At 57.3% G+C, this 18,825-nt stretch carries 18 protein-coding genes; 11 read left to right on the plus strand and 7 right to left on the minus strand.

Translation table 11 applies throughout. The features are described 5' to 3' along the window. Nucleotides 1–133: 133 nt before the first annotated feature. From xylF to MWU60_RS00690, 8 genes are all read left to right on the plus strand, one after another. Nucleotides 134–1,162 (plus strand): D-xylose ABC transporter substrate-binding protein, encoded by a 1,029-nt coding sequence (gene xylF, locus MWU60_RS00655; protein WP_247225113.1) that lies wholly within the window; start codon nucleotides 134–136, stop codon nucleotides 1,160–1,162. Nucleotides 1,163–1,254: 92 nt separating this feature from the next. Next, nucleotides 1,255–2,520 (plus strand): sugar ABC transporter permease, encoded by a 1,266-nt coding sequence (locus MWU60_RS00660; protein ID WP_247225114.1) that lies wholly within the window; start codon nucleotides 1,255–1,257, stop codon nucleotides 2,518–2,520. Then, nucleotides 2,520–3,269: an ATP-binding cassette domain-containing protein gene (locus MWU60_RS00665; RefSeq protein ID WP_247225115.1), complete on the plus strand. Its 750-nt coding sequence runs from the start codon at nucleotides 2,520–2,522 to the stop codon at nucleotides 3,267–3,269. Before MWU60_RS00660 ends, MWU60_RS00665 begins: the two co-directional genes overlap by 1 nt. Continuing rightward, entirely contained in the window at nucleotides 3,269–4,708 is a 1,440-nt protein-coding gene (gene xylB, locus MWU60_RS00670; protein WP_247225116.1) for a xylulokinase, read from the plus strand. Before MWU60_RS00665 ends, xylB begins: the two co-directional genes overlap by 1 nt. Beyond that, entirely contained in the window at nucleotides 4,705–6,006 is a 1,302-nt protein-coding gene (gene xylA / locus MWU60_RS00675; protein ID WP_247225117.1) for a xylose isomerase, read from the plus strand. The genes xylB and xylA overlap by 4 nt, the downstream gene beginning before the upstream one ends. Nucleotides 6,007–6,072: 66 nt before the next feature. Further along, the gene (locus MWU60_RS00680; protein ID WP_247225118.1) at nucleotides 6,073–7,026 is read left to right on the plus strand and encodes a hypothetical protein; all 954 of its coding nucleotides are present in this window, start codon (nucleotides 6,073–6,075) and stop codon (nucleotides 7,024–7,026) included. Then, nucleotides 7,023–8,210: a hypothetical protein gene (locus MWU60_RS00685; protein WP_247225119.1), complete on the plus strand. Its 1,188-nt coding sequence runs from the start codon at nucleotides 7,023–7,025 to the stop codon at nucleotides 8,208–8,210. The genes MWU60_RS00680 and MWU60_RS00685 overlap by 4 nt, the downstream gene beginning before the upstream one ends. Before the next feature lie 12 nt (nucleotides 8,211–8,222). Further along, nucleotides 8,223–9,410, plus strand: coding sequence for a DUF4147 domain-containing protein (locus tag MWU60_RS00690; RefSeq protein ID WP_247225120.1), 1,188 nt, complete (start codon nucleotides 8,223–8,225; stop codon nucleotides 9,408–9,410). A 65-nt stretch (nucleotides 9,411–9,475) separates the two neighbouring features. On the opposite strand, the gene MWU60_RS00695 is transcribed toward MWU60_RS00690, so the two are convergent. After that, nucleotides 9,476–10,777, minus strand: coding sequence for a cytochrome c peroxidase (locus MWU60_RS00695; RefSeq protein ID WP_247225121.1), 1,302 nt, complete (start codon nucleotides 10,775–10,777; stop codon nucleotides 9,476–9,478). On the opposite strand from MWU60_RS00695, the gene MWU60_RS00700 reads away from it, so the two are divergent. From MWU60_RS00700 to MWU60_RS00710, 3 genes are all read left to right on the plus strand, one after another. After that, nucleotides 10,763–11,263 (plus strand): tetratricopeptide repeat protein, encoded by a 501-nt coding sequence (locus MWU60_RS00700; RefSeq protein WP_247225122.1) that lies wholly within the window; start codon nucleotides 10,763–10,765, stop codon nucleotides 11,261–11,263. The genes MWU60_RS00695 and MWU60_RS00700 overlap by 15 nt on opposite strands. Before the next feature lie 124 nt (nucleotides 11,264–11,387). After that, nucleotides 11,388–11,876, plus strand: a complete 489-nt coding sequence (locus tag MWU60_RS00705; protein WP_247225123.1) for a GNAT family N-acetyltransferase — start codon at nucleotides 11,388–11,390, stop codon at nucleotides 11,874–11,876. A gap of 45 nt (nucleotides 11,877–11,921) precedes the next feature. Continuing rightward, complete coding sequence (locus MWU60_RS00710; RefSeq protein ID WP_247225124.1) at nucleotides 11,922–12,431, plus strand: DinB family protein; 510 nt, start codon at nucleotides 11,922–11,924, stop codon at nucleotides 12,429–12,431. Nucleotides 12,432–12,525: 94 nt separating this feature from the next. On the opposite strand, the gene MWU60_RS00715 is transcribed toward MWU60_RS00710, so the two are convergent. The 6 genes from MWU60_RS00715 to MWU60_RS00740 all read right to left on the minus strand — a co-directional run bounded on the left by MWU60_RS00715 (nucleotide 12,526) and on the right by MWU60_RS00740 (nucleotide 18,825). Continuing rightward, nucleotides 12,526–14,010 (minus strand): inorganic phosphate transporter, encoded by a 1,485-nt coding sequence (locus MWU60_RS00715; protein WP_247225125.1) that lies wholly within the window; start codon nucleotides 14,008–14,010, stop codon nucleotides 12,526–12,528. Nucleotides 14,011–14,093: 83 nt separating this feature from the next. Further along, nucleotides 14,094–14,507, minus strand: coding sequence for an NUDIX hydrolase (locus MWU60_RS00720; RefSeq protein ID WP_247225126.1), 414 nt, complete (start codon nucleotides 14,505–14,507; stop codon nucleotides 14,094–14,096). Between the two features lie 147 nt (nucleotides 14,508–14,654). Beyond that, nucleotides 14,655–15,434 carry a 2OG-Fe(II) oxygenase gene (locus tag MWU60_RS00725; protein ID WP_247225127.1) on the minus strand — a complete coding sequence of 260 codons (780 nt, stop codon included), beginning with the start codon at nucleotides 15,432–15,434 and terminating at the stop codon, nucleotides 14,655–14,657. 134 nt (nucleotides 15,435–15,568) lie between these two features. Next, a complete protein-coding gene (dctP, locus tag MWU60_RS00730; protein ID WP_247225128.1) occupies nucleotides 15,569–16,633 on the minus strand; it encodes a TRAP transporter substrate-binding protein DctP in 1,065 nt (354 codons plus the stop codon). A gap of 24 nt (nucleotides 16,634–16,657) precedes the next feature. Continuing rightward, nucleotides 16,658–18,229: a TRAP transporter large permease gene (locus MWU60_RS00735; protein WP_247225129.1), complete on the minus strand. Its 1,572-nt coding sequence runs from the start codon at nucleotides 18,227–18,229 to the stop codon at nucleotides 16,658–16,660. After that, a complete protein-coding gene (locus MWU60_RS00740) occupies nucleotides 18,229–18,825 on the minus strand; it encodes a TRAP transporter small permease subunit (protein WP_247225130.1) in 597 nt (198 codons plus the stop codon). Before MWU60_RS00740 ends, MWU60_RS00735 begins: the two co-directional genes overlap by 1 nt.

An 18,825-nucleotide genomic window follows, 5' to 3' on the forward strand; every position in this document is an offset into this window, starting at 1 on the left:
CGCACGTTCAAAGCACTATTTTTGCTTTTTCTAGCGATTTTTATTTTGACAACTGAATTTAATGCGTCATCCTGAGCGACGTAGGGTCAAAAGACCCACGCCCCATGCATGGGGCACACTATGGGAGGAAAACATGCATAAATCCGTTATCGCGGCAGCCATTGTTGCTGCTGGTCTAAGCTCAGCCGCTTTTGCTGATGGCCACGGCGTCACAGTTGGCGTCAGCTGGTCCGACTTTCAGGAAGAGCGTTGGAAAACAGACGAAGCTGCCATGTTGGGCGCGCTTGACGCTGCTGGTGCTTCATATTTGTCCGCAGATGCGCAGTCTTCTGCGACAAAGCAACTTGCTGACGTTGAAAGCCTGATCACACAAGGCGTCGATGCGCTGATCATCCTGGCACAGGACGGTGCATCCATCGGCCCGGCACTGGATGCTGCCGAAGCGGCTGGCATTCCTGTCATCGGCTATGACCGCCTGATCGAAGATCCACGCGCGTTCTACCTGACATTCGACAACGTCGAAGTGGGTCGCATGCAGGCACAGGCTGTTTTTGATGTGCAGCCAGAGGGCAACTATGTGTTCATCAAAGGCTCGCCAACAGACCCGAACTCTGACTTCCTGCGTGGCGGTCAGCAAGAGGTGCTGCAAGCAGCCATCGACAGCGGTGCAATCACTGTTGTGGGCGAAGCCTATACGGATGGCTGGCAGCCATCCAATGCACAGCGCAACATGGAGCAGATCCTGACGCAGACCAACAATGAAGTTGATGCGGTTGTTGCCTCCAACGACGGTACTGCCGGTGGTGTTGTGGCGGCGCTTGCCGCACAGGGTATGGACGGCATTCCAGTGTCTGGTCAGGACGGCGACCATGCCGCGCTGAACCGTGTCGCACTTGGCACACAGACCGTATCTGTCTGGAAAGACAGCCGTGAGCTGGGCCGGAATGCAGGCGAAATCGCTGTCGCATTGGCCGGTGGTTCTATGATGAAGGACGTTGCAGGTGCGGCTGAATTCACTTCACCCGGTGGCGTGACTGTAAACTCTATGCTGTTGGCTCCACAGCCGATCACACAGGACAACCTGAACCTGGTTCTTGAAGCTGGCTGGATCGAAAAAGACGTCCTTTGCCAAGGCGTTTCTGGTCTCGCAGTCTGCGAATAAGCTGACGCAGTAAGACATAGGCCCCATCCGCCATGTGCGGGTGGGGCTTTCTTTTAAGTCGGCTCTGCCACGGGCCATAGGGGAGGAAACCAATGTCGGGCGGACTTGGGAATTTAATCAAAACACTACAGATTGATACGCGATTGCTGGGCATGATCGGTGCCTTTATCGTGATCTCTTTGGTGTTTCACGTCGCAACCGGGGGCACGTTTCTGACCCCGCGGAACTTATTTACACTGACGCTGCAAACAGCCTCGGTTGCTGTGATGGCTACCGGCATGGTGTTTGTCATCGTCACCCGCAATATTGATCTGTCCATCGGGTCACTGCTGGGTATCGTCGGTATGCTGATGGGCGTTATTCAGGTGCAAATCTTGCCCGATATCGTTGGTTTCGGTAGCCCCTCTATCTGGATCATCACAGTCACTATCGGCATTTTGCTGGGTGCCGCGATTGGTGCGTTCCAAGGGTGGCTGATCGGTTATCTGGTGATCCCATCCTTTATCGTGACACTTGGCGGTCTCTTGATCTGGCGCGGTGGCGCATGGTGGGTATCTAAGGGCACAACCATTTCCCCGCTTGACCCGAACTTTGTCATGCTGGGCGGCGCGTCTGGGACAATCGGCGTCACAGCAAGCTGGGCACTGGCGATTGTCGGATCCATCCTTACCGTTCTTTTCTTGATCAACACACGTCGCAAGCACGTCAGCCATAACTTTGCAGTTAAGCCGCTTTGGGCCGAATACGCGCTGGGTGCGATCCTTGTCAGTGCAATCTGCGGGATCACGGCCGTGATGAACGCCTATCTGGTGCCGACCCGCATCTTGGAGCGCCGCTTTGCTGCGGAAGGTTTGGAAATGCCCGAAGGCTATACCGAGGCTTACGGCTTCCCGATCTCGGTCCTGATCGTTCTGTTTGTGACTATCGCAATGACTATCGTGGCAAAGAAAACCCGTTTCGGTCGCTATATCTTTGCGATGGGCGGCAACCCTGATGCGGCTGAACTGTCCGGTATCAATACGCGTATGCTGACTGTCAAAGTCTTCGCCTTGATGGGCGCGCTGACTGCTATCGCCGCGGTGATCGCTTCGGCCCGGCTTGGCTCTGCCGGTTCATCCTTGGGTGAATTGGACGAACTGCGCGTGATTGCAGCGGCCGTGATTGGCGGCACCGCATTGGCGGGAGGCGTCGGCACGATTTACGGCGCAATCCTTGGTGCCTTGATCATGCAGGCGCTTGTGTCCGGTATGGGCATGGTGGGCGTTGATTCACCTTTGCAAAACATGATCGTGGGTGGCGTGCTTATCATCGCTGTCTGGATCGACATCATCTACCGCCGCAAAACAGGAGACGCATAATGAGCACCCCACTTTTGGAAATGCGCAATATCTCGATCCATTTTGGCGGGATCAAAGCGGTAGACGATGTGTCCATCGACGTGATGCCGGGTGAAGTTGTGGGCCTATTGGGCCATAATGGGGCCGGTAAATCGACCCTCATCAAGATCCTGTCGGGCGCCTACAAGAAGGATGCAGGCGAGATCTACGTGGACGGCAAAAAGGTTGAGATCAACAGCCCGATTGATGCCCGTCAGCATAACATCGAGACGATTTATCAGACACTTGCCTTGTCCGATAATCTTGATGCCGCGTCGAACCTGTTTCTGGGCCGCGAGATCACGACCAAGTTTGGTCTGGTCGATGACACAGCCATGGAGGCGGAATCGCGCAAGATCATGGCGCGGTTAAACCCGAATTTCCAACGCTTCTCTGAACCGGTTCGGTCCTTGTCTGGTGGTCAACGCCAGTCTGTTGCGATTGCGCGCGCAGTCTATTTCAACGCCCGTATCCTGATCATGGACGAACCAACAGCGGCCTTGGGCGTGCATGAAACGGCTATGGTTGCGGATCTGATCAAAGAGCTGAAAGCCCAAGGCCTTGGTATCTTCCTGATCAGCCACGACACCCGTGAGATGATGGACCTGTGTGACCGTGTATCAGTGATGAAAAACGGCCAACTGATCGGGACTGAGCGGGTCGAGGATGTCACCGAAGATGACATCCTGTCGATGATCATCATGGGTAAGAATCCTAAAAAGGCAGCGTAATGTATATCGGTCTTGATCTGGGCACATCCGGTCTCAAGGCTGTTTTGATCAACGACGCACAGGCGATTGTGGCAGAAGCCACAGCGCCGCTTGAGGCCACACGGCCTGCGCCCGGTTGGTCGGAACAAGCCCCAGCGACATGGTTGGATGCGGCGGATACAGTGATGCAAACGCTTGGCGCGCAGGCGTCACTGGCATCGGTACGCGGCATCGGCTTATCGGGGCAGATGCATGGTGCGACGCTGGTCGATGCGGATGATGCGGTCTTGCGCCCATGCATCTTGTGGAATGATACGCGGTCTGCCGTCGAAGCGGCCGCGTTGGACGCTGATCCAAAGTTTCGCGCGCTGACCGGCAACATCGTGTTCCCCGGATTTACCGCGCCGAAACTGGCGTGGGTCGCAAGGCATGAACCCGATATTTTCGCCAGAGTCGCACGCGTTCTTTTGCCAAAGGATTATCTGCGCCTTTGGCTGACGGGTGAAGCCGTGGCTGAGATGTCGGATGCAGCAGGCACCAGTTGGCTTGATGTAGGCAAACGCGATTGGTCTGATGAGTTGCTGGCCGCGACAGGCATGACCCGCGCGCAGATGCCACGGCTTGTCGAAGGGTCAGAAGTGTCTGGCCACGTCCGCGATGAATTGGCTGCGCGCTGGGGGGTGCCAAAAAGCGTCGTCGTTGCGGGCGGGGGCGGAGACAACGCCGCCAGCGCTGTCGGTGTCGGTGTTGTGAAAGCGGGCGATGCATTTGTATCGCTTGGGACTTCGGGCGTGCTGTTTGCTGCCTCAGACGCCTATCAACCTGATGCCGCAACTGCAGTGCATACGTTTTGTCATGCCTTGCCAGATACTTGGCATCAGATGGGCGTGATTTTGGCGGCGGCGGATGCCCTGAACTGGTTTGCCAAGATCACCGACAAACCCTCGGCCACCCTGACGGGTGTTCTCGGTGAACTCGAAGCGCCCGGTCGGTCGCTGTTCTTGCCCTATCTGGGCGGTGAGCGCACCCCGCACAATGACGCCAGTATTCGTGGGTCTTTCTTGCATCTGGGTCACAGTACCGATCAGGCCGCAATGACCCGCGCTGTTTTGGAAGGCGTCACACATGCCATCCGCGACAGCTATGATGCGCTTTCGGCCACTGGTACGCAGATCAACCGCTTGATTGCTGTCGGTGGTGGGTCAAAATCCGACTACTGGGTGAAGGCGATTGCGACCTCCTTGGACTTACCAATTGAACTGCCCGTTGCCGGTGACTTCGGTGGCGCATTCGGTGCAGCACGCCTTGGCATGATGGCGGCGACCGGGGCAGGGGTTGAGATTGCAACCGCCCCGCAAATCGCCCGCAGGATTGACCCCGACACATCACTCACCAGCGCTTTTGTCGAGGCGCACGCAAGATACCGCGCCAGTTATGACGCGTTGAAAGGACTGACATGACCGATTTTTTCAAAGGCATTCCCGCCGTCAAATATGAAGGCACCGCCAGCGACAATGACTTCGCCTTCCGTCATTACAATCCGGACGAGGTCGTGATGGGCAAGGCGCTGAAAGATCATCTGCGCTTTGCCGCTGCCTATTGGCATTCCTTCGCGTGGCCTGGTGGCGACCCTTTTGGCGGACAGACCTTTGACCGCCCGTGGTTTGGTGACAGCATGGATGCGGCGCGGCTTAAGGCCGATGTCGCGTTTGAGATGTTCCAGATTTTAGGTGTGCCGTACTTCTGTTTCCATGACGCGGACGTGCGCCCAGAGGGGGCGACATTCGCTGAGAACACGAAAAACCTAGAGCAAATCGTTGATTATTTTGGCGAAAAGATGGATGCGACCGGGGTAAAACTGCTCTGGGGCACGGCGAACCTGTTTTCGCACAAACGCTTCATGTCTGGGGCAGCGACAAACCCGGACCCTGATGTCTTTGCCTACTCTGCCGCGACGATCAAAACCTGCATGGATGCGACCATGAAACTGGGCGGTGAAAACTATGTCCTTTGGGGGGGGCGCGAAGGGTATGAAACGCTACTCAACACTGACATGGGCCGCGAGAGGCAGCAGGCAGGTGCCATGTTGCAGATGGTCGTCGACTACAAACACAAGACAGGTTTCAAAGGTGCGATCCTGATCGAACCCAAGCCGCAGGAACCCACCAAGCACCAGTATGATTATGATGTGGCTACGGTTTATGGCTTCCTCAAGGATTTTGGTCTGGAAGGCGAAGTGCAGGTGAATATCGAGCAAGGACACGCGATCCTGGCAGGCCACTCGTTTGAACATGAGTTGGCCTTGGCCCGCGAGCTGGGTATCTTCGGGTCCATCGACATGAACCGCAATGACTATCAATCCGGCTGGGACACCGACCAGTTCCCCAACAATGTGCCCGAGATGGCATTGGCCTATTATGAGGTTCTGCGCGCGGGTGGTTTCACCACTGGCGGCACCAACTTTGACGCGAAACTACGGCGCCAGTCACTTGATCCAGAAGACCTGATCCTGGCCCATGTTGGCGGGATGGATGCCTGCGCTGCTGGTCTGAAAGCGGCGGCTGCCATGCTGGAAGATGGCAAGCTGGAAGCGGCGCGTGATGCGCGCTATGCCGGATGGGACACCGTTGCGGGCAAGGCTTTGCTGAGCAGCGATCTTGATAGTATCGCAGCAAAGGTAGTCGCAGATGGCATTGACCCCCAACCACGCTCGGGTCGTCAGGAACGGCTGGAAAACGTCGTGAACCGTTACCTCTGAGCCAGTCCACTTGTGCCTTATCCCTGCCGCCCCTAACGTGGGCCCGGTGGGGATAGGTATGGCAAGGTGATCAGCACAATTTTTAAGGCGCTTGGGCGCAACTACATGGACGTGACCCTGCGCACCGGGGCCGATTATGTCGTGCGGATCGTCGAACGCCCCGGTCTTTGGATGGATGGCGTCGCACTTGCCGAACTCAGCGCGCAATTGCGGGTGATTGCCGCCCGCACCTTGGAGGCTGGGACCCTGACCTATGGTGTGTTTTCAGGCGACAAAGCGCGGATGGGCGCGGTGATCATCACCCTTGTGACACGGCGCGACGGCACGCCTGTGGCCTTCAACGCCTTGGCGGTGATGGAACTGGATACCGCCCCGCAGCCAACGGATGTACTGCATCTTGGCCTTGTGATGGTGGACCCTGATGAGCGATCCAAGAGCCTGTCTTGGGTGCTTTATGGGCTGACCTGTTTTTTGATCTTCTTTCGCCGCCAGTTCCGACCCATTTGGGTGTCCAATGTCACGCAGGTCCCCGCCGTTGTTGGCATGGTGTCCGAGATGTTTTCCGATGTCTGGCCCAACCCGCGCGAAGGGCGACGCAGTCTGAACCACGTGCTTTTGGCGCGCGAGATCATGGCCAGCCACCGCCATGTTTTCGGGGTCGGGGCAGAGGCGGGCTTTGAGGAAGACCGCTTTGTGATCACGGATGCCTATACAGGCGGGTCTGATGATCTGAAAAAGACGTGGGATCAAGCGGCAAAGCATCGTGACGACCGCTACAACGACTATTGCAAGGACGCGCTGGATTATGTGCGCGGCGATGACGTGCTCCAATTGGGGCGCATGGATTTGGCGGCGATCCGCACCTATCTGACGCGCGAGGTACCAAAGTCTGCGGTGATCGGTCTTTTGCTGACCGGGGGCATGGTCGCACTGCGTCGCATTGTTCTGCCTGCGGTCCATTGGGCGGATACATCGCGCACATGGTCCATTCTGCGGCCCTATAAGGTGCGCAAGAAATGATCGCAGCGGCCACGGTTATTACCCAGCTTTTCTTATCCTGTGCGGCTTTGCTTGGGCTGTTTGTCTTGCAAACCGTGCTGGTACGGCGCGACCCGTGGGAGCCGATCAACCGCCGGTTCCTGTTTGGCGTGCGGATCACGATGGTGCTGTTTGCCGGGCGGGTCTTGATGATCCTGACGGGGATCGAGGCGTTTCGCATCCTGATCCTTTTTGCGGCGGCGATTATCCCGCTGGCGGTGTTGATCCTGACCGAAGGGTTGTTGCGACGCCATGCGCCACCCGCGATCAAGGCGGTGATCGGCGGCGGTGCGATCCTGTTCGCGATATCCTCGCTTTGGTATTCTGATAGCATCGACCCCGCACGCTTGTTTGCCTTGCTGGGCTTTCAGTTGCTGGGGTTTATCCTGTCCGGCTGGCTGGTCGTGACACGTGACCGCGCATCGCTGTCATCCAATGAAAATGCGATGGTCGTGCGACTTGGCTTGTCGCTGATCCTGTTTATTCCGTTGGCCGCCGGGGACTTCTTGTTGCTTTACATCGGCTTGCCGATCCAGTTTTCGGCGCTTGGTGTGCTGATCCTGTGCTGGCTCGCGATTGGGCTGGGGCGCACTTATCTGGGCCACCGCGCAACCTTGGTGAACCTTGCGGTGATGGTTATGGCTGCGGTTTTGGTAGGCTTCATGATCGCGACCTTCGCGAGCCTTGGTCGAGATGGGTATCTGCTGACGATTGCGGCCATCATGACAACGCTCTTTGTCGTGGCCATCCTCAGCGATGCGCGTGCGCTGCGGCTGGAAGAGCAAAGCCTGGGGCTGTTACGTCAATTGGCCGTCGCAAAAACGGATGATCCAATGGTGTTTCTGCGGGACTTGCAGGATCACCCGCTGGTGGACGGTGCGGTTGTGGTCAGCGAAGACAGCCTTGCCGGGTTGCAAGACGACGTCCTTGATCAGATATTTGATGCAGCGCCGGTCTTGCGCCGCGTTGATCCGCCGCAATTGGGGCCGGTTGCAGATGATCACATCGCCTATCTATTTGAACGCTACTCTGCGACCCATGTGATGCTGGCGGTGCCGAAACCGCGTACGCTTGTCGCACTGTCGATGCCATCGCTGAGCGCATCACCATCTGCGGAACTGGAGCTACAAGTCGTGCAGCGTATGGCGGCACTGATCGCAAAGTAGAAGGACACGGTGATGCAGGACGCCCGACAAGAGGCTTTGCGGATTTTCCAAGCGGGTGTGAAGGCGGCTGATCCATATGCTGCTGTCGCGAGCGCTTTGGATGATGTGGCTGCACCGTCGTTAATTGTCGCGGTCGGCAAGGCTGCGCGGTTGATGGCCAAAGCGGCGTTGGAGCGGTGCGCGGGCGTGCCCTGTCTGATTGTGACGAACTATGAAAATGCAAAGCCGCTGGCCGGTGCCAAGGTCGTGGCGGCGGGCCACCCTGTACCCGATGAAAATGGGGCGATTGCCGCACGGGAAGTGATCAAGGCCTTGAAGGCAGCTAAAGGCCCAGTCCTGGCGCTGATCTCTGGTGGTGGATCAGCGCTGCTGCCGGCACCTGCGGGTGCGTTGACCTTGGCGGACAAAGCGCGGGTGAGCGATCTGTTGCTGGCTTCGGGGCAGGATATCGTAGCGATGAATCTGATCCGACAGCAACTGTCTGATCTGAAGGGTGGCGGGTTTCTGCGTCAGGCGGCACCGCACCCGGTGACCGCGCTGATCTTGTCTGACGTGATCGGGGATGATCTTTCCGCTATTGCCAGCGGGCCAACGGTTGCGCCACTGGGGACGGCGGCTGAAGCGGTCGCGGCTTTGCAAGACGCCGGACTTTGGGACGAGCTGCCATCTGCCGTGCGTGCACATTTGCAAGACGCGCAACCACTTGCTGCGCTGCCGAAGGCGCGCAACCGTCTTGTGGGGTCGAACAGTCAAAGCGTGATGGCGATGGCGGCGGCTGCGCGCGATGCGCATGTGATTGCTGATCCGGTTGTGGGCGATGTCGCCGACGCCGCCCGCATGATCTGTGACCAGTCCGTAATCGGCACGACCGTTTGGGGCGGTGAAACCACTGTTGTCTTACGCGGAACGGGACGTGGTGGCCGCAATCAGGAACTGGCGTTGCGGATCGCGCAAGAGGCGGCCCAGCGGGGGTGGACCCAGTGGACGTGTCTGCAAGGCGGTAGCGATGGTCGCGATGGGCCAACGGATGCCGCAGGTGGGTTGGTGGATCAGGATACATTAAGCAAGATCAGCGATCTCGACGGGCTTTTGGCGAACAACGATAGCTATGCTGCCCTGAAAGAAGCGGGCGATTTGCTGATGACGGGTGCGACGGGCACGAATGTGGCTGATCTGGGCGTGATGATACGGACCGGTTGAGCCTTCGGCTGGTGTCCGAGCCTCCGACGGGGGTTTATCGGGCAAGATGATAAGTGGCTTGGCGATCAGTCGACGGGTAACCCGCTTGGCACTGTTGCGGGGCGACCCAATGGACGGGTCATCGCAGTGTCTCCTGTCAGCGCGTTCAGGAACGCGACAAGATCGGCGATTTCCGCGTCGTTCAACGCAATAGGGCGCATGTTGATGGCCGCCGTCTGGCGGGCCATTTCGCGCGCGTCTTGGCGGATTGCAAAGTCAGCAGCTGCGAACCAAGGCACGTTGGGCAAGTTCGCTTTGTCGGTTGTCCATGCATTGCGCGCTGCTGTTGGGTCGGCATGATGACGGATCACATCAGCAAGCGTGGGATAGGCCCCGTTGTGCCCGTAAGGTGCGGTGAGGGCCACGTTGCGCAGGCTGGGCGTTCTGAATTTATAGGCATCCTCCAGCAGGTTGGTTTCCGCCATACGCCCCACATCGCGCGAGATCTGATCCCATCGTCGCGTGCGCCCGGGGCCGAAGGCAGGCAGGCCAAGCGCGTGAAAATCTTGATCAGTGAACAGATCGCCTGCGTGGCAGGATGCACATCTGTTGTTAAAGAAAAGTTGGCGGCCCCGCTCGGCGTCATCGGGCAAAGGCGTGCCGGTCAGCCATTTGTCGTAAGCGCTGTCGTAGGATTGCCATTCGCTGATAATAAAGGCCCCCAGCGCGTTACCGATTTCGACGATCGTCACATCTGCGGGTTCCTCAATATGATCAAAGGCTTGTACGAACATCGCGCCATAGGCGGGGATCGTGCGCACGCGCTTGGCGATGATCGGCCAGGCTACGTCAATACGGTCGTGGGTGGCCCCTGCGATTTCGTTTTCGCGTGGGTTTCCAGCCATTTCGAATTGCGCAACCAAGGGAAACAGGGCTTGGGCCGCGACAAGGTTGTCGAGGCCCTCGGGAAGCCATTCTTCTGCCGGTGAGTCGAAGCCGTTGCCGTAAATGTCAGAGCGCGTCAGTCGCCCGTCATGAAACAGCACCTCAATGTCATTATGCCCAAGATTCCAAAGGCTTGGCGCATTGCGGGGGATGCGTTTGCGGATCGCGTCGGCCCCTGTGCCAGCGGTGCGTTCTGGACCTACGCCAACGCCGCCTTCGCCGATGCCAAGTGACAGACCGTCACCGCCCGCATGATCATGGTGGTGGCAGGTGCCGCAAGAGATATTTTTGTTACCTGACAGTATCTTATCGTAAAACAGCAGCTGCCCGATGCGGGCTTGATCCGGGTCTGTGGGGATGTAATCATCTGCTGAAATTCCCTGCGCCGTCGCCAGATTGGCGCCGAGCACGAGCCCAAGGAGGCCTGTATGCAACCTGTACATAAAGCGTACAGAACCTGCACATACATCTGTGCGGCCATACTGTTTTTGGCGGCCCCTGCGCGCGCCGATATGGAGGTCGCGCGCGATCTGATGGAGGCGGGCGAATACGCCGAGGCCCGCGCGCTTTTTGAGGTTTACGCGCGCTCCGGCAATGCCGAAGCCGAGGAATTGATCGGGGTGATGTACGCCCTTGGCCTTGGCGTCGACCGCGACGACGAGCGGGCCTTTGACTGGTATCTGCGGGCGTCTTTGAAAGGGCATCCGGGGGCGCAATCGGGGCTAGGGTGGTACTATGAAGTTGGCCGGGGCATCCCCGCGCCTGATATGGTGCGAGCCTATCTTTGGTATGCTTTGTCGGCAATAGGCGGGGACCCGGACGCGCTGGATTCACTGGAGTTGATCACGCCACGGTTGACGTCGGATGAGCGGGCGCGGGCGGAGGTGCTGGTGGATGATTACAAGGAGTGGATGTATCCGTTTCGGTGAGAGGGTGTGTCTGGGATGAATTGTGCGAAGGTCCGGGTTGAGCCCATTTTGACCGATGCTGCGCTAAGCACCAAGGTCAGCTTTTGCGATGACGTTATGCCGCTAAAGTTGCTAGGCTTATCGCATGACTAGAGAATCCACCTACAACTTTCAGCGAGCGACTTCGGATGATCTTGCTCTGCTAGCAACATGGCAGTCGGCCTCACATGTGCGCGAATGGTGGGATTCAGATGAGCCTTATGACTCAAGTGACTTGACCGACCCTAAGGTGGCGCGTTGGATAGTCTCTTTCGCGAACCAACCTTTTGCGTTCATGCAAGACTACGCAGTGCACGGATGGGGCGACCACCATTTCGCTTATCTGCCCGAAGGATCGCGCGGTATTGATCAATTCATCGGAGAACCAGATATGGTCGGCTGCGGGCATGGATCGGTGTTCATCAAACAGCGAATGGATGATATCTTCGATGGTGGTGCACCAGTCATTGCAACCGATCCACACCCGGACAACAAGAGAGCGATTGCCGTTTACGGGAAGGTGGGTTTCAAACCGTTAGGGCCGACCCAAGAAACCAAATGGGGTTTGATCCTTCCGATGGCTGCAATGCGGTAGCTGTACCTCGACACCCTTACAATGTGCGCCAAGGAGCAAATTACGATGATTGATACTAAGTATGCGCGGACAATGGCGCGGTATGATAGGTGGCAGAACAAGTCGCTCATCGTGGCGGCAGATAAGATGACGGATGAAGATCGGTGGAAGAATAGGGGCACATTCTTTGGTTCAATTGCTGAAACGCTTAACCATGTCCTTTGGGATCATCGAGTCTGGCTTGCCCGTCAGCGGGGCGACAGTGTTACCGCTCGTGAGATTGGCGCACGCCATCCTTATACAGACGCCCCGCAGGACTGGTCTGACTACAAGCGCCAGCGAGAAGCGTTAGACGAAGAAATCAGGTTATGGGGCGACAGCCTGACTGATGCGGACGTATCACGAGAGGTTCAATGGATGAAGGGCGACACGTCTGTACAGACGAATTTCGGTTTCAATCTCGTCCATATGTTCAATCATGCCACACACCATCGCGGGCAGGTCCATGCCATGCTCACGAGTGCGGGTATTGATCCGGGTTCTACAGACCTGCCAATGCTCCCTGACGATGTCTGAACAAGAACAGGCGGATTTTCAGTGACCAAAGCAAAGCCGCCATTTGCGCACCCGCCGCGAAATGGCGATATGTCCGCATACTCGCCTTTGCCCATCACCCCATTGCCGCGTTAATCACGTAGAAAATGACTGCCGAGAGGGTCGCCGCCGCTGGCACGGTGATCACCCATGCTGCGATGATTGTCAGGAAATGGGACCTGCGGACCAGTTTGCGTCGCCGCCGTTCCTCGGGTGCGTAGGTCGCGCGGTTGGGCATCTCAAGGCGTGCCTTGCGGATGCGCCGCTCTGCGTCCCATTCGCGGAAGAAACCGACGCCAAAGACACCACCGACCGCGATGTGGGTTGAGCTGACGGGCAGGCCAAGCCAACTGGCCACGATCACGGTGAAGGCCGCAGATAATGCCACGCAATAGGCGCGCATGGGGTTCAGTTTCGTGATCTGACCGCCGACCATGCGGATGAGTTTGGGTCCGAAAAGGAACAACCCGAATGAAATACCAAAAGCTCCGATCACCATCACCCAAAACGGGATGGAGACGGCTTGTGTGAAATCACCCGATTGTGAGGCTTGCACAATGGCGGCGAGCGGGCCCACCGCATTGGCAACGTCATTGGCACCATGCGCAAAGCTGAGGAGGGCTGCAGAAACCACCAGTGGAATGCCGAAAAGGATCTTGAGCGATTTGTTGCGGTTTTCCAGCCCCTGCGATTGTTTGCGGATGGTTGGTATCATCACCAGCCAGACGATTGCACCAATCGCAGCCCCAATGAGCAGCGCCGTGGGCATGTCGATCTTGATGATCTTTTTCAGACCCTTCAGCGCCAGATAGGATGCAAATGCCCCCGCCATGATACCCACAAGGATCGGGACCCATGTGCGGGCCGCTGCGATCTTATCCTCGCGGTAGATGATCCGCGATTTGATGACCCACAGGAAAAACGCGGCGATGGCACCGCCCAACACGGGTGAGATCACCCAACTGGCGGCAATCGCGCTCATCGTGGGCCAATTGACTGCGGCAAAGCCAGCAGCGGCGATGCCGGCACCCATCACACCACCCACGACTGAATGGGTGGTTGAGACCGGCGCACCAACCCAGGTGGCGAGGTTCACCCAGAGCGCCGCCGAAAGAAGTGCCGCCATCATCGCCCAGATAAAGACGGATGCGGTGCCCATGCTTTCAGGCGCGATAATCCCCTTGGCGATTGTTGACACGACGTCACCGCCAGCAATCAATGCGCCAGCACTTTCGAAGACCACCGCAATCGCAATGGCAGCCCCCATCGACAGCGCATTTGCGCCCACAGCGGGCCCCATGTTGTTGGCCACGTCATTGGCGCCGATGTTCAGCGCCATATAGGCCCCAAGGCTGGCCGCGATAACGACGATGATCGTGTTGTTTTCATGTCCAAAAAACAACATTGCAGCAAGGCCTGCCAAAACCACAAACAGAAACGAAATGCCTATTCCAACCATAGGACGTGAGGCATAATTCGTGGCATTTTCGAGGTTTGAAAAGCGCGCCAGATCGCGGTCGAGCGTTTCGAGATGGCGTGCATCGCCCTGTTGGTCAGTCATTGTTGGTCGTTCCCTGAATTCGGGACAGACCTAACGCCGAGACAGGCGCGAAAGCAACAACGCAGTTAACGATCTACCAAGATTTACTGGCTGCGGAACAGCGACTTCAACTCGGCCTCATTCACCATCTCGGCTGCTGCGTCGGCATCGACCCAACGCCGTTCGCGTTCCTTGGCTTCGGGGAAGTCTTCGGACAGGTCGTTGACCGCCACCGAATACACCAGCGTTTCCACAGGAATTTCGACCCCGTTGTCCTGCCTTTTGAGGTAAGTGTAGCGGCCCACAGGATCTTTTGCAGTTGTGCGGCCTTTGACCCCAGCTTCTTCCCACGCTTCTTGCAACGCCGTTTCATTGGAATTCAACCCACGGATAGGCCAGCCTTTTGGAATGACCCAACGGCCTGTGTCGCGGCTGGTGACCAGCAGGTATTCCTTGTTTTCCCCTTCGCCACGATGACACAGGGCCGCCATTTGCAACCCTTTGGGACGTTTTAACATTGGACTGAGAACAGAGTTCCAGACCGATCTGAATTGGGCGTACATTTTTGAAACCACTCAATGCGTATTTTTTGCTTTTGTAATACGTACTTAAGTCATCCAAGCGAGATTTGCAAATTGGGTGGGTTGTATCGGGCGATGCGTGGCCTAGCCAAGCCGCCCATAAAACGTCATTCGCGCGTTCTCGGACAGGGCGACACCGGGCTCTGCATTGTAGGCCAAAACGGCCAACATGCGGGTCTTGTCGCTTTCATTTGGGGACACACGGTGGATTGAATTGCGGCCACGGAAAAGCACCAGCGTTCCCGGTTCCATTGTCAAAACCTGCGGTGCCACATCGCCCTGCAACAGCGCCCCGACGCCTTCATAGTTCATCTCGCCCGCATCTGCGTCGCGCAGATCCTTGACATACTCAAAGCGACCACCTGCATCCGGCTTCTCGATCAGTAATGTGATCGCGAATGTGGAATTGTCGAAATGCCAGCCCAATTCCTGCCCGCGACCGGCGTAGTGGATGTTGATGGATGACAGCGGGTCGGCGTAGGGGTGCAATTCGGGTTGCCCTGTCACATGGGCGACAAATGCGCGGAAGTCGCGACTGTCATAGAGCGTGCGGAGTGGGGATTGGGCGTCAATCACATCGTCACAGATGCATCCTTTGGATGAGACGACCTGTCGGTTTTGCGGGTGATCATCGGGGAAATTGGAATCGTGTGGTGTTAGGTAGACGGAGTGATTTTGCGCACAGAAATACGCTTGCGACAGGCCTGCGGTCGCTTCGTATTTCATTGCTTGCAATGCGGCCGCGCCAATGAAATCTGGCAATACCAAAACACCTGTTTCATTCAATGTGCGTTGGCATTGATCGGCAAAGTCGCTGTCACTGATAGGGTAGGTGGCGAGGTCGATTGTATCTGCAATTGTCATAGCGCGTAGGGGTTCCTTGATTTGGCGATCATTGAAACCTGGTTATGTTGACAATGGAAGACCACAGCATTGCACAGGTCAAAAAGAAAAGGGCCGCCCTTGGGACGGCCCTTTCGTAGATTGGTTTGGAAACCTTAGTTCAGGTCGCTGGCGTAGGCGCTCTCCAACTCGGCCTCGACTTCGGCTGTTGCGGCCAGCAATGCGTCAAGCATTTCGCTGCCACCGTCCACGTTTTCGCGGAACCATGCGTTCACTGGCTCAGCCGCTGCTGCGAATGCGGCTTTCTCTTCGGGTGTTGGTACGTAGATGTCGCCGCCACCTTCAACAAAGGCTTCATAGGCTTCGATCGACTTGCGCTTTGGTGATGCGAATGTCGCTTGCTGCAGGGCCGAGAATCCGTCCACGACAACGCGGCGCAGGTCTTCGGGCATCGCCATGAAGTTTTCATTGCTCATCCACCACAGCGCACCCATGTAAGAATGCCCGTCAAGCGTGAGGTACTGCAGGCCCGCATCTGGGAATTTCATGCCCATGATGTCGGTGATGCCGTTTGCCGTGCCTTCTACAACGCCAGTTTGCAGCGATGTGAACAGCTCTGGCCACGGGATCGGTGTCGCGGATGCGCCCATTGCTTCGACCAGTTGCACTGGCAGATCGGCCACAACAGTCCGCAGCTTCAGGCCCGCCATATCATCAGGACCCGTCACGCGGCGTTCGGTGTTGGCAAAGTTGCGCCAGCCGCCGGTGTTACCTACTGTCATCAGGCGCAAAGTGTTGCCGCTGTCTTCAAGCGCTTTGGCGCGCAGAGTGCGGACGAAATCACCAGAGAGTACTGCCTCGGCGACGCGGTCGCTGGACATCAGATAGGGCAGGTCGAGGACTTGCACGTATGGGAAGATCCCGGCAGCACCACCTGAGGTGGAGATATAGACGTCAATTGACCCTTCAGACACACCTTCGAGGCATTCCGCACCGGTGGCGCAAAGCTGTGTGCCGATGAAAAGCTCGACCGCGATGCGCCCGTTAGAGGCGGCTTCGACGTAGTTTTTAAAGACAACCAGACCGTCATAGTCTTCGTCATTCTCGTTTGAGTTGGCGGTCGCGCGGATTGTGAACTCCGTATGGCCGTCAGCCCAAGCAGCCAGCGGTGCCGCCAGCAATGCAGCGGTTGCCGCTATTCTTGTAAGGTGTTTAATCATTAGTCTCTCCCTAAGTAGTGGTCGTTAGTTGATGCCCGGTGGTGGGCTAATGCAAGCGCTAAACCCGATCTCTGGGGCGCAGCCCAAGAAGCCGGCGAGGTATGGCACTGTCATGGAAATGGCGGGGATATAGGTGATCAGGAAGATCACCAGAATTTCTACCGCAAGGAATGGCAGGATGGCTTTGGCGATGGTTTCCACCTTTTCGCCCGAGACCGTACTGGCCACGAATAACACCAGCCCCATGGGTGGCGTTGCCAGCCCCACGGTCAGGTTCACGGACATGATGATCGCGAAGTGAACGGGGTGGACCCCAAGGTCCACAAATATCGGCCCCAGGATCGGGCCGAGGATGATAATGGCTGGGCCTGCGTCGAGGAACATGCCGACGATGAAAAGCAGCAAGTTGATCAGGAACAGCAGGATCAGCGGGTTTTCGGACAGCGACAGGATGTAGTCGCTGAGGATCTGTGGCGCGTAGCTGAGGCTGACGACGGTTTTGAAAGCCACTGCGGCACCAACCAAGAAAAGGACCGCCGATGTTGCGAGGGCGGAGCGAGTCAGCACCTCGCCGAGGTCTTTCATTTTCATCGACCGTAGCACGAAGAAGCTGACGATCAGGGCGTAGGCGACGGCGACGGCAGAGGCTTCGGTTGGAGTGAAGACACCGACGAGGATGCCGCCCAAGATGATGATCGGGGTTTGCAGGGGCGCGACCGCCTTTTTGCAGACCATGCGGAAGTCGTTGCTGACGCGGCCACGGTAGCTCATCAGCATGAAATGTGATGCGGCGAGCAGGGCTGCGAAGACAATCCAGAGGCTGAGGTTATGTACCTTATCGCCAGCCTCATTGATGGACGCGAGGCCCACAAAGGTCGACAAGCCGCTGTAGATCGCCATCAGGATGCCCGCGAAGTTTATGCGGATCAGTGCAAAGCTGACCCAATACTCGACGGGCGTGATCTCTTGATTTTTGGTGACGATCCGCTCGGCCTTGGGCAGGTCGTAGCGGTCAGCCATCAGGCGGACCATGACCATCAGGCCCACGCCAACCATAATGCCTGGCACGATGCCCGCAAGAAATAGCGAGGCCACACTTTCGCCCATGACATAGGCGTAGATGATCATGATGCCGGATGGTGGAATGATTGGGCCAATGACGGATGAGGCGGCGGTAATCGCGGCGGCGAATTTGCGGGTATAGCCGTTTTTCTCCATCGCGGGGATCATGGTGGATCCGATGGCAGAGGTGTCAGCGACAGCAGACCCGGACAGACCCGCAAACAGCATGGATGACAGAATGTTCACGTGCGCAAGGCCACCGCGCAGGTGGCCCATGAAGGCTTGGGCGAATTCAACAAGGCGCAGGGTAATACCGCCGCGGTTCATAATCTCACCCGCCAGCATAAAGAAGGGCAGCGCCATCAACGGAAAGCTGTCCATGCCGTTGTAAAGGTTGCGATAAAGACCAGCAACGACGTTGCGATTGTCGCCTTCGAGCATGATCAATGCGAAGGGGGATGCCAGCAGGGCAAAGACCACCGGCAGGCCGATCATAATCAGGATGAGGAAGAGAGGGAGGAACCACAAAAGCATCAGTCAGCTCCCGCAAAGTCATCGGCGCTGAGCGGCTTAAGCCGGTCGCCTTGGCCCAGAAGCTTGATCACTTGGCGGATCATCAACTCGATATTCACGAGGATCAGAAGGTTCACACCCACCCAGAGCGAGGCGTATTGGTAGTTATTCTGGAACTTGTCACCGCATTTGCCGATCTCGATCCCAAAGGGCCATTTCAGCGAGGAAGAGCAGCCGCGACCGGAAAGCGTATCGACGTGGTTGTTCAGGCCCCGTTCCCAAGCAATGACAAGGACCCAAAGCATGATGGCAAGCAGGAGCAGCGTCAGTGCGGCAGAAACAATCCGGGGCAGGGCCCGTTCCAGCATGTCGATGGAGACGAAACCACCCATCCGGTAGGCCAGCGGCGCCATAAGCCCGGTCATCCAGAGCATACCAAAGCGCGCGCCTTCTTCTGTCCAGTTGGGCGCATCGCTGAGCACATAGCGGAAGAAGACCTGCCCGAGGATCAGGGCGACCATAATCGCAAGGGCAATCACTGCGATGACCCTGCCGACGGCAAGGATAGCGGTGTTAAACCGTTCTAGTGGCCACAAAAGGCCAAACAGGACCGACAT

Source organism: Yoonia sp. F2084L (assembly GCF_023015625.1).
In the GTDB taxonomy this organism is placed as follows: Bacteria; Pseudomonadota; Alphaproteobacteria; order Rhodobacterales; family Rhodobacteraceae; genus Yoonia.